Genomic DNA, 11,893 nt, shown 5'->3' with positions numbered 1-11,893 from the left:
AACTAAGTCAACCCCGTTCGGGGCAAGGCAGTTCAGCGCTTGAGCGCGATCTTTGTATCGGAATGCGCCAGTTCGATCAGCGTAATCATCGCCTTGCGCGCCTGCCGGGGATTGCGCTCGGCAATCTGGGTATAAAGCGCATGGTGTTCCGGCATTGCATCGCGCGGCGATCCGTCGCGACTCTGCTTGATCGCCGTGGTCGAGGCAATGGCGGTGGAGATCGAATTGGACAGCGCCAGCAGCATCTCGTTGCGGGTCGCCTCCATCAGCAGTTCGTGGAAACGAATGTCTGCGGCGCGCCCCTTGGGGGTGGAAAGCGTGAAGCGCTCCATAGCATCGAGCGCATTGGCCATGTCGACCAACTGCCCTTCGTCGCGGCGCATGGCGGCCATCTCGGCAGCCTGCGGTTCCACGACCATCCGCAGTTCGAAAAGGTCCCGCAGGAATGCGTCGCTGGCACCGCACTGGATCTGCCAGCCGAGCACATCGGGATCGAGCAAGTTCCACTTGCGCCGCTCGTTGATCCGCGTGCCCGCCTTGGGACGACTGCTGACCAGGCCCTTGGCGGTGAGCACGCGAAACGCTTCACGCAGTACCGAGCGCGAGACACCGAGTATCTCGGCATGTTCGACCTCGGCCGGAAAGACATGCCCGCAAGGCGTCTCGCCGCTGACGATCTGGGTCGCCAGCCGCTGGGCCACCACATGGTGCAACCGTCCACTTGGCAGCGGCAGCCCTTCGATCGCTTCGCCCAACCCCAAATCGGCCATCGTGCTCTCTTTCTTCATCCGTCCGGCCCAGTAACACGCATAGGGCGTGACAGGACCGGAAAAGCGCAGATCATATATCGTATATTTTTCTTGACGCTTTCTCAAGTGGCGGTCATGACAAAGGCGTTCCTCCACAAACTATCGACGGGTCGTAAGCCGTGAGCGCACCACTTTCCCGCATGTCCCGTTCCGTCAGCTTGTTTGCGTTCGCGTGGGCCAGCCTTGGGATAACCCCCGGAGCGCTACCCGCCGCCCATGCGGCAACTGCTCGCACGGTCGCGGCGCCTTCGCAGCCCAGCATCGCCCGGCGCTATGCCACTGCCGACGCCTTTCTGGGAAATGCGCTTGGCGACCTCATCGACAATGCAGACATCGCCCCGCGCTTTGTCGAGGGAGGGCTGTTCTATCGCACCGGCAACCGCCTCGACCAACGCTACCAATTGCTCGACCTCAAGACGCGCGAAACGCGGCAGGTGACGACGACCGCCAACCTCCTCGCCGCACTGTCTGCCGCCAAGGGCAAGGCCGTGACGATCGACGAAGCAAAGATTACGGACGTCGATTACGATCCGGCCAAGGAGGAATTGAAGTTCCACGCCTTCGACGGAGCCCTGTGGAGCGTCGATGCGGGCGGCAAGGCCACGCAGATCGAGGAAGCGGGCCACCGCGAATTTGATCTGCTTTCTCCCGATGGCAAGACAAAGATCATCGCGCGTGATTTCAACCTGATAGCCGTCGATGTTGACAGCGGACGTGAAGTGCCGCTGACCACCGATGGGACGCGCGAACAGCCCTATGGCCGCTCGATCCCCGAATTGTCTGACATCCTGCGGGAAGGCACCGAAGAGCCGGCAATGCCGGTGTCGGCCCAGTGGTCGCCTGATGGCCGCTACCTGCTCAGCTGGCGGCTCGACACGCGCGAGGTGAAGAAGCTTTCGATCACCCAGCAGAACCCGCCGGGCAGCTTCTATCCGCGCAGCTTTTCCTACGTCTATCCGTTGGCAGGGGCCGAAAAGTTGCCGCAGGCGACCCGCTTCGTCATTGACATGCGCGCGGCGATGAAAGCGCGCAAAGCCAAGCTGGTACAGATCCAGATGCCGACTGAATCGCTGCTTTACCCTGCCGAGCCCGACATGGGCTGGGTGGACGGCAAACCCCGGATGCTCTGGACCGAGCGCGGCTACAAGCAGCAAGCCGTCTACATCGCCGATCCCGCAACCGGCGCCGCCCGCATCGCCGCGCATGAGGCGGTCAAGCCGGTGATCACGGTGACTTCCAGCATGATAATACCCTCGCCTGAGCTTGGCGGCGAACTGTCGATCTCCGAGCGGAGCGGCTGGGCGCAGCTTTACCTGGTGAGCCCCGACGCGCCTGACGGCGGCACCGCACTGACGCAGGGGGCATGGGAAGTGCTTTCCGTCGACCACATCGACGAGGACAAGTCCGCGCTTGTGGTGACCGGCGTGGGCCGCGAGGCAGAGCGCAATCCCTACTGGCGGGCGCTGTACCGAGTACCGACCAAAGCGGGAGCCCTTACCGAACTGACGCCCGAACCGCTCGATCACGATGCCAAGGTATCGCCCGATGGCAAGTGGATCGTCGATCAGATGTCCAGCCCCGTCTCGCCCACCCGTGCCGTCCTGCGCGACGGCCGCACGGGGAGGATCGTCATGGAGCTGGCCAAGGCCGATGACAGCCGCCTGATGGCCAAGGGCTTCACTGCGCCCGAGCCTTTCAAAGGCCTGGCGGCAGACGGCAAGACGCCGATCTACGGCATGATCCTGCGCCCCGCAAACTTCGACCCGAAGCGCACCTATCCGGTCATAGACAACGTCTACACCGGCCCGACGACTACCGATGTGCCCGCCACATGGTCCGATGCCCGGCGCGTGAGCGGCAACAGCCTTGCCCAGATCGGTGCCATCGTGGTCATGATCGACGGCACCGGCACATCGCGGCGCGGACAGGCCTTTCGCCTTCCCGCTTTCCAGAATCTGGGCGAAGTCGGATTGGACGATCACATCGCCCTGATCCGCCAGATGGCCGCGAAGTACCCCTACATGGACGTCAACCGCGTCGGCGTGTTCGGCGGTTCGGCGGGCGGCTATGACACCGCGCGCTTCGTGCTGCGGCGACCGGACTTCTTCAAGGTCGGCGTATCGTCCTCGGGCAATCATGACCTCAGGCTGGACAAGACCTGGTGGCCCGAAGTGTCGATGGGCAACCCGGACGAGGCGACCTGGGAACGTAATTCCAACATGTCGGTGGCGAGCCAGCTCAAGGGCCACCTGCTGCTGATTCACGGCGATATCGACGACAACGTGCCGGTGACGGAAAGCTTCCGCCTCGCCAAGGCGCTGATGGATGCCGGTCGCGATGTCGATCTCGTCGTGCTGCCCAATACCACCCACCGGGTGAACCAGCCGTTCTTCTTCAAGAAGCAGCGCGACTACTTCACCCAATACCTTCTGGGCGAAACCCCGCCCCCGCTTGGCCCGGTGACACCCGCCAAGCCTGCCGCCGCCGCGGCCCAGTAAAATCTTGCGTGCGAGGATCTGAAATGAAGCGTCTCCTGAAGCCCTTGCCCCTTGTCGCATTGATGCTGGCCGCTGTTCCGGCCATGCTGCCGATGACTGCAGCCCAAGCCGAAGACGGCGCCGAAAAGCCCAAGCCGGTATTCGCGCCGATCCAGACTACGGCCATGAAAACGCCGACATTCGACCTTGCCCTGCGCGCCGACACCCAGACCCTTGCCCACCTTTCCCCTACCGGCGACGCCGCATTCGACTTTGTGCCCGCATCGCGCGAGGCAGAGCGCGCAGGCGATGGCTATGTCCACATCGGCGACATCCACATTCGTCTGAAGACTGCCGGGTCCGAGTGGCAGGACTTCTCCTCCGCTCATGCGCGCAAGCAGATCACCGCACTTCCAGCCGGCGCCGACGTGCTTGCCGCTGCCGACATCACCGCCTCGATGGGTAGTTCGGTGCCGCTGCGCGTGGAGCGCCGCTGGGTCAACGACCATGGCGTGCTGGCGATGCGCTTCACGCTGGTCAACACCTCCGATGCTGCCGTCGAGATCGGCGGCCTAGGCATGCCGATGGTGTTCGACAACATCATCCTCGACCGCGATCTGGACCAGGCGCACGCGCAGGCCAGCTTCGTCGACCCGTACATCGGCCGTGATGCAGGCTACCTTCAGGTCACCCGCCTGAACGGGCAAGGCCCGGCGCTGCTGGTCCTGCCCGAAACGGGCACCCCTCTCGAAGCCTATCGCCCGGTTCTGGAAAAGCGCGCCGCGCCCAAGGACGATATCTTCACCGACCGCAGCCCGCGCACGCAGGTGTCCGAGGGTTTCTACGACTGGACCGTCGCCAGCAAGGGCTTTGCCGAGAAGGAATGGGCCAAGGCCGGCCAGCAGTGGAACGAGGCGACCAGCATCACCCTGGCCCCCGGCGAAAGCCGCACAATCGGCCTGCGCTTCGTGACATCGCCCAGCGTGCGTGCGATCGAGGACACGCTAGTCGCCAACAAGCGCCCCGTCGCAGTCGGCATTCCCGGCTACGTGGTCCCCACCGACCAGACCGCCAGCCTCTTCCTCAAGACGCCAAGCAAAGTCGCGAAGATCGAGTCCTTCCCGCTGGGCGCGCTGACCGCGACCACCGAAAAGGCCGGGAACGGCTGGGCGCGCTATCAAGTGAAGGCCAGCGGCTGGGGCCAGGCCCGCCTGACCGTCACTTATGCCGACGGCCAGAAGCAGACGGTGAGCTATTACATCACCAAGCCGCTCGATCAGGTCATGGCCGATATCGGCAACTTCACCACCACGAAGCAGTGGTTCGAAGGTAAGGACGATCCGTTCCATCGCTCCCCCGCGATCCTGTCCTACGACCGCGAGGACAACAAGATCCTGACGCAGGACGGCCGCGTCTGGGTTTCGGGCATGAGCGACGAAGGCGGCGCAGGATCGTGGGTGGCAGCCGCCATCAAGCAGCTCGACAACCCGAATGCCGAGGAAGTCGCCAAACTGGAACGCCTCGTCAACGAGACCGTCATCGGCCACCTCCAGGTCGCCGAAGGTCCGCAGGCCGGCGCGGTCAAGAAAAGCCTGTTCTACTACGACCCCAAGGAATTCCCGGACTACTACGACCCCAAGATCAACTGGAAGAACTGGACCGCATGGTCGAAGAAGGATTCGGACGATCTGGGCCGGTCTTACAACTATCCCCACGTAGCGATCGGGCACTGGGTGCTCTACCGCCTTGCGCGCGACAACCAGGGGCTGGTCAAGCAGCACGACTGGAAGTTCTACCTTGAGTGGGCCTATCGTACCTCTGCGGCGATGATGCGCGATGCGCCTTATTACGCACAGTTCGGACAGATGGAGGGGGACATCTTCCTCGACATCCTCAAGGACCTCAAGCGCGAGGGCCTGACCGCCGAAGCCACCAAGATGGAAGGCCTGATGAAAGGCCGCGCCGATCACTGGCGCACGCTGAAATTCCCCTTCGGCAGCGAGATGGCATGGGATTCCACCGGCCAGCCGGAAGTCTATGCGTGGATGCGCTATTTCAACTACCAGCCGCAGGCAGACGTGACCCGCGAAGTAATCCTGGGCTATGACCCCACGATCCCCAGCTGGGGCTACAACGGCAATGCCCGCCGCTACTGGGACTTCCTGTACGGCGGCAAGGTCTCGCGCATCGAGCGCCAGATCCACCACTACGGCTCGGCGCTGAACGCCGTTCCGCTGTTCGACGCCTATCGCCAGAACCCAACCGACCTGCACCTGCTGCGGGTGGCCTACGGCGGCATGATGGGCGGCGTGACCAACATCGATCAGGAAGGCTTCGGCTCGGCCGCGTTCCATTCCTGGCCAGACATGATGAAGTGGGACGTCATCACCGGAGATTACGGCATGGGCTTCTACGGCCATGCGATCACCTCGGCCAGCTACATGGTCAACGATGCGCAGCTGGGCTGGCTGGGCTTTGGCGGAGACCTCAAGACCAAGGGTTCGCAAATTACCATGGCCCCGAAGGACGGCGCTCGCCGCCGTCTGTTCGTGGCTCCCGCAGGCCTGTGGATCACGCTCGAGGCGGGCCGCATCCAGAGCGCGCAGTACGATACGAAGACCGGCAAGGTCGTGCTAACCCTCGACCCCGCCAGCGATACCGCGCCAACCGCGCGGCTGCTGTTCGAAACCACCACGCAGGGCGCCCGCGCCTACACCACGCAAACCGGCACGGCGGATCGCGGCGGCTATGCGATCCCGCTGACAGGCGGCGTCACCACCGTCACGCTCAGCCCGCGCTGACATGAAGGCCCTCCTTCAGGCATCGGCGCTGGCGCTGCTCCCCGTCCTACCCGGCACGGCGATCGCCGTACCGGTGCCTGAGGCCCCCGCTGCCCCCTCCGACCAAGCCTGCATGGCCGGACCATGGGCCGTGGCGGACACCGACCCTTCCGACGCGGTCAACTCCGCCCTGCCTCTGCAGATGCAGAGCGCCCATTTCGCGCTGCACTGGAAGCCGGGCACCGTCACCCAGGCGGATGCGCAAGGCGCGGTGAAACACCTCGAATATGTGTGGGACTATTTCATTGGCACCCTGCACTTCCCCGAACCCCACTGCGGCTCCGCCACGAAGTTCAAGGTCAACGCCTATATCGGAGTCGATTACGGGCTGACCGGCGGCACCGATCAACTCGGCCATATGGGCATGTGGATCGGCCCCGGCGCGTTGAGAGACCGTTTCGGGCTGGCGCATGAACTGACCCACGCCCTGCAGGCCGCCACCGGCCACCTCATGGACTCGCCCTTCACCGGCTGGCTGTTCGAGAGCCACGCCAACTGGATGACCGTCCAGCTGCCGGAATTCCGCGAGAACACCCATTGCTCGGTCCTGCTCAAGCAGTACCCGCACCTCTATTACGGCTCGACGCGATCGCGCTACTGCAACTGGCAGTTCCTGGAATACATCAAGGACAAGCACGGTTTCGAGGCGATCAACGACATCTGGCGCAAGGCGCCCGGCACCGCCGACCCCTCGCACCTTACCGCCGATCCGATCAGCGTCCTGAAGCAGAACATGGGCTGGAGCCAGTCACAGCTCAATGACGCCTTCGGCGACTGGGCGTTGCACAACGCCAACTGGGATTACACCAACCCGGACGGCTCGGACCAGGGCGCCGTCTTCCGCAAGAACTACGGCACATACCACCAGACCACCGACGCCGGCATCCTCTCCGCCACGGTGCTGGATCCCATTGACCTGCCCAAACGGCGCTTCGCCGTCCCCGGGATGTGGGCGCCGCAGCGCTGGGGATACAACATGGTCAAGCTCTATCCCGATGCGGGCAGCAGCCGCGTAACCGTGACGTTCCGAGGCATGGTGCAGCAGGCCAGCGCCGCTGCCTCCTTACCCGGCCTCGCCGACGAGCCTTCCACGATCCCCCCGCCGTCATCGGACTGGCGCTGGGGCCTCGTGGCAGTAGGCGCGGACGGCAAGAGCCGCTACGCCCCGCTGCAACGCGGCGCCAAGGCCGAAGCCTCGATCGCCTTGCAGCCAGGCGACACCGGGCTGTTCCTTATGGTCATGGCGGCGCCGTCGCAGATGCAGCAGATTCGCTGGGACCAACCCTGGTATTCGATCTACCGCTACCCGTGGATGGCTCAGTTCGAGGGCGCCATGCCCGAACGCTACCAGCCCGGCGCGCCCGCGGCGATCCCCGGCGGCCATCGTCACGCGAACGGCGGCGGCTGGGTCGGACCGAACGCGCAGGTGGCCGCCAGCGCTTATGTCGGTCCCTATGCGCGTGTGATCTCGGGCACCGTCACCGGGAAGGCGCGGATCGAGGACCACGCCGTCGTTCTCGACCGGGCGCGGGTGCAGGACAATGCCGTGGTGGCAGGCCTGACCGTGCTGCGCGGTGACACCGTCCTGCGAGACGCCGCCGCCGCGCGCACCTCGATGCTGGCCATCGGTGAGTACGAGAAAGGCATCGTGCTGTCCGGTACCGCGCAAGTGATCGGCGATGTAGAACAGCGAGGCGCCTCGCTTTCGCAAGGTGTCTTCTACGGCTTCGTAGACCCCGATACGGCGAAGGACCCGAAACACGGCGCCGACCTCGACCGCCCTGTTACGGAAGTGACCGCGAAAACTCAGCCGCGCTGGATTCAGTGACAGCGACGCGCCAGATTCAAGCGCCCATCAAGGCGATCACGCACTCCAGTTCACGGCGAATGGCCTCCTCCTCCGGCTGCCTCGACCCCGCCTCGGCGCGGCTCCTGATGAGCGAGGCCGTGAAGCCCGAGAACAGCGCCGCTTCCACAATGCCCACGGCCCGGTCCGGCCCCAGCAGGCCCTGCAATGTGCTGCGCGACGTGCGCCCGCGAAGGTAGCGCAGTTGGAGGCCGAACTGGCGCAGCGAGGCATCGCGCGCCACCGCAACGAACAGCTCGTTGCTGCCGCGCGCGCTGGTGCCCGTGCGCAGCAGTTGGATGATGCCGCTTACCACGTCCTGCGCACCGTGGATCGCCCCCCCGCCGGGGCCCGCCTGCATCCGTTCCACATTGGCGCTATAGAGCCCTTCGAACGCCGCTTCGATCAGCGCGGATTTGGTCTTGAACTTGTGCGAGACCATGCCCAGCGTCAGCCCCGCACGCTCGGCAACCATGCGGTGGGTCAGGCTGGCAACGCCGCTGGTGTCGATCAATTCCGCTGCGGCGGTGACGATCTGCGCCGCCATGGGATCGCGCTGGAGCAGCGTGGGCATGGAGCGGATAGCCTCCTCACGCGCGAATTCACGCCACGGCGCGGGCGGCACCGGTTTGCGGCAGACCAGCGCGCCCAGCGTGCGCGCCGTCTCGTCCAGCCCGGCACGATCGACCAGCCGGCGCCAGCGGATCATATGCAGGAAGCTCTCGTTTTCGAACATGCGGTCCGCAACTCCGGCGAACTCGCCCAACGCGAATTGCTCGCCCGCCTCTTGCCAGAACCACGCCCAAAGCTGTTCCCACTCATGCCCCGCAGCATCGAAAAGAGTATTGCCCCCTGCCAGCAGCCGGCATTCGCGCCAGGCGAAGGCAAGGTCACGCTGACGGATCGCCCAGTCGTCTACAGCTTCGGCGAAGAATCCCGCGAACGACTCGGGACAGCCCGGCAGCCCCTCCGCCTCCGCCAGCAATCCCTTGCACCAAGCCCTCGCCCGGACCAGCTGCGCCTGCTGCGCCGCTACCAACAAGTGTTCCATAGATTCGAAATGATGATAGATCGACGATACCGGAACCCCGGCCGCAACGCTGATCCGGCGGACCGACATTGCCGCCCCCCCCTGCTCCTCCCACTGCTTGTGAACCGTGGCGACAAGTCGATCATATGACGAAGGCATTACGCTTTCCCGAGATTTTACGAACGGCGGCGCACCCGATCGCTTCGCACGGCCTAGCAGACTACCGCGTCACAATCGAGCAATACTGCGCGCCTCTTGCCCGCATTCAAAACCGTCCATAGTGTCACCATACATACATACAAGCGTTCTAGCGGCCCCTCATCCAATCGGGGGAAATCATTGTGAAACTGCCTATGTCCGCTTTCCTGCACTCCACTGCGCTTGCAGGCGCTTTCGCCGCCGCCTTCGCCACCACCGCCGTCGCCCACGCCGACGAGGAAGATAACGTCGGCGAAGACATCGTCGTCACCGGCTCGATCGTCTCGGCACAGCAGGATTCGATTTCGGCCAAGCGCCGCGCCGACAACCTCTCCGACATCGCCGCTTCCGACGCGGTCGGCCGTTTCCCCGATCAGAACGCCGCCGCCGCGCTTTCCCGCCTGCCGGCCGTCGCGGTGCAGCGCGATCAGGGGCAGGAGCGTTACATCCAGGTGCGCGGCGCGCCCAACCGCTGGACCTCGGTAAGCATCGACGGCGTACCCATGGTCGGCGTCGACGAAGGCGGCGACACCCGCGCCTTCCGCTTCGACGCAATCCCGGCCGTGCTGCTCTCGCAGATGGTGGTCAACAAGTCGCTCACCTCCAACCTCCAGGCCGATGCGGTCGTCGCCACGATCGACCTCAAGACCTATTCGCCGATGGAGCAAAAGGGCCTGCACGTCTCGGGCGATGCGGGCTATGGCTTCATGGACCTGGGCAAAGGCGAACAGCGGCAGGGCTCGCTGCGCCTTTCATGGTCGAACGACACTTTCGGTTTCGTCGTCGGCGGTTCGCACTACCGCCGCAAGCAGCTGACCGACAACCGCGAAGTTGGTGCATACGACGCCAACGGGCCGACCGAATTCGACGTTCGCCAATATGAAATCGAGCGCTGGAACAACGGCCTTTTCGCCGGCGTGGAGTATCAGCCGGAAGCAGGCAAGCGCATCTACGCCAAGGCGATCTTCTCGGAATTCAACGACAACGAACAGCGCAACCAGTACGAATTCCGCCTGGACCGCGCTACCGGCGGCACCCGCACGCAGGACAGCGGCACCCTGACCGGCGTGCCTCTGCGCGGCAGCTTCAACTTCGGCGAATACCGCAACCGCAACTACATCGGCACCATCGGCGGCGATTACGAAGGCGACGACGGCTTCAACGCCTCGTTCAAGTTCAACTATGCACGCACCGAGAACAGCACGTTCCTGCCGCTCGTCCAGGCCTCGACCGGCGGCGCGAACAACCTCAACTTGACATATGACAACAGCGACCCGCGCTTTCCCATCGTCGATGTCGCGGGTACCTTCAACCAGGCCAGCCTGAACAATGCCGGCGCCTATGTTCTGCTCGGCCGCCAGAAGACGATTTCCGACAGCTACACCGTCAAGCTGGACCTCTCGAAGCAGATGGGCGACCTGACCTTGTCCGCCGGCGGTCTTTATGTCGACCGCGACATCAGCGGCAACGCCTTGTCGATCTCGAACATGGCGATGCTCGCCAACGGCGCCGCCGTGGGCCAGCCGTTCAACATCAACAGCTACGTCACCGACAAGGCCTGGGACACCGGTTTCCCGCTCGGCGTTCAGCTCAACTACGTCGACAACGTCGCGATGCGCCGGGACATCGACAGCCTGCTGGGCCGCCTGCAAACCGCGGGCCTCTACAACCCGGACCTCGACGTGCCTGGCACCGACCGCTATTTTCAGCGCGAACAGACGCTGGCCGGCTACGCCATGGCGCGGGTCGAAACCGGCAAGTTGACGGCAGTGGGCGGCTTGCGCGTCGAGAATTACGTGCTGGACAATTCCGGCTCGGTGCTGGCCGGCGGCGCATATACAGGGCTTGATCGCCGCACCAGCAAGACCGACTTCTTCCCCAGCCTCAACCTGAAATTCGACGCGACCGACAACCTCGTTCTGCGCGTTGCGGGCCAGCGCGGCGTGTCGCGCCCGGCTTACGGCGCGATCCGCGTCGGCGCCTCGATCAACGACAGCAACAATCCCGGCACGGTCGGCGGTGGCAACCCCTTCCTCAAGCCGGAATATACCTGGGGCGCGGATGCCAGCATCGAATATTACCTGCCCGGCAACGGCATGATATCGGTCGCCGGTTTCAGCCGCTGGGTCGACAATGTGCTGTACCAGACCCAGGCTGTGGTGGGTTCCGACTTCTACAACTTCGGCGGCGTTGACCGTTCGAACTACCTGCTCTCGGGCACCTACAACGGCAGGAGCGGCAAGCTTTACGGCGTTGAATTCAACGTGCTCAAGCAGTTCGACTTCCTGCCCGGCGCGCTGGACGGACTAGGCTTCCAGGGCAACCTGACCCTGCTCGACGGCCAGTTCGACACCCCCACCGAGAAGAACATCGCCTTCCAGGGCATGTCGGACACCATCGCCAATGCCTCGCTCTTCTACGAGAAGTATGGCGTCTCGGCCCGCGTCAGCTACCAGTGGCGCTCAGACTGGCTGGACACGCTGGGCGGCCTGGGCAGCGGCGAATACCGGAAGGGCTACGAGAACGTCGACGTTTCGCTGCGCTATGCGCTGACCGAGAACTTTACCTTGTTCGCTGATCTGGCCAACCTGACGAACGAAAAGTACATCGCCTACCAGGGCACCACCGCAACCCCGACGGAAGTCGAGCAGATCGGTGCGCGCTACCTGTTCGGCGTTCGCTTCAGCTATTGA

The 11,893-nt window shown here is 64.2% G+C and carries 6 protein-coding genes; 4 read left to right on the top strand and 2 right to left on the bottom strand.

Features of this window, described 5'->3' with window-relative positions:
- Positions 1-32: 32 nt before the first annotated feature.
- The gene (locus V474_RS08670; protein ID WP_059151114.1) at positions 33-770 is read right to left on the bottom strand and encodes a FadR/GntR family transcriptional regulator; all 738 of its coding nucleotides are present in this window, start codon (positions 768-770) and stop codon (positions 33-35) included.
- Positions 771-949: 179 nt separating this feature from the next.
- Here V474_RS08670 and V474_RS08665 point away from each other — a divergent pair, with 179 nt between their 5' ends.
- The 3 genes from V474_RS08665 to V474_RS08655 are packed head-to-tail and all read left to right on the top strand — an operon-like array spanning position 950 to position 7,954.
- A complete protein-coding gene (locus V474_RS08665) occupies positions 950-3,307 on the top strand; it encodes a S9 family peptidase (protein WP_059151113.1) in 2,358 nt (785 codons plus the stop codon).
- Positions 3,308-3,330: 23 nt separating this feature from the next.
- Positions 3,331-6,087 carry a DUF5695 domain-containing protein gene (locus V474_RS08660; protein ID WP_059151112.1) on the top strand — a complete coding sequence of 919 codons (2,757 nt, stop codon included), beginning with the start codon at positions 3,331-3,333 and terminating at the stop codon, positions 6,085-6,087.
- Between the two features lies 1 nt (position 6,088).
- Positions 6,089-7,954, top strand: a complete 1,866-nt coding sequence (locus V474_RS08655) for an Svx/AvrXca family virulence/avirulence protein (RefSeq protein ID WP_059151111.1) — start codon at positions 6,089-6,091, stop codon at positions 7,952-7,954.
- A gap of 16 nt (positions 7,955-7,970) precedes the next feature.
- Here the strand turns inward: V474_RS08655 and V474_RS08650 are convergent, their stop codons facing one another.
- Positions 7,971-9,161: a TetR family transcriptional regulator gene (locus V474_RS08650; RefSeq protein WP_082699680.1), complete on the bottom strand. Its 1,191-nt coding sequence runs from the start codon at positions 9,159-9,161 to the stop codon at positions 7,971-7,973.
- 194 nt (positions 9,162-9,355) lie between these two features.
- Here V474_RS08650 and V474_RS08645 point away from each other — a divergent pair, with 194 nt between their 5' ends.
- Positions 9,356-11,893 carry a TonB-dependent receptor gene (locus V474_RS08645; RefSeq protein WP_082699679.1) on the top strand — a complete coding sequence of 846 codons (2,538 nt, stop codon included), beginning with the start codon at positions 9,356-9,358 and terminating at the stop codon, positions 11,891-11,893.

The organism is Novosphingobium barchaimii LL02 (genome assembly GCF_001046635.1).
GTDB classification, from domain to species: domain Bacteria; phylum Pseudomonadota; class Alphaproteobacteria; order Sphingomonadales; family Sphingomonadaceae; genus Novosphingobium; species Novosphingobium barchaimii.
Note: the sequence above shows the minus strand (reverse complement) of the source record. Positions and strands in the feature narration are given on the sequence as shown.

What these genes read in the sequence shown, in the direction of transcription:
- V474_RS08655 (WP_059151111.1), top strand. Translation starts at nt 6,089, where the DNA reads ATGAAGGCCCTCCTTCAGGCATCGGCGCTGGCGCTGCTCCCCGTCCTA.
- V474_RS08660 (WP_059151112.1), top strand. Translation starts at nt 3,331, where the DNA reads ATGAAGCGTCTCCTGAAGCCCTTGCCCCTTGTCGCATTGATGCTGGCC.
- V474_RS08665 (WP_059151113.1), top strand. Translation starts at nt 950, where the DNA reads ATGTCCCGTTCCGTCAGCTTGTTTGCGTTCGCGTGGGCCAGCCTTGGG.
- V474_RS08650 (WP_082699680.1), bottom strand. Translation starts at nt 9,161, where the DNA reads ATGCCTTCGTCATATGATCGACTTGTCGCCACGGTTCACAAGCAGTGG.
- V474_RS08645 (WP_082699679.1), top strand. Translation starts at nt 9,356, where the DNA reads ATGTCCGCTTTCCTGCACTCCACTGCGCTTGCAGGCGCTTTCGCCGCC.
- V474_RS08670 (WP_059151114.1), bottom strand. Translation starts at nt 770, where the DNA reads ATGGCCGATTTGGGGTTGGGCGAAGCGATCGAAGGGCTGCCGCTGCCA.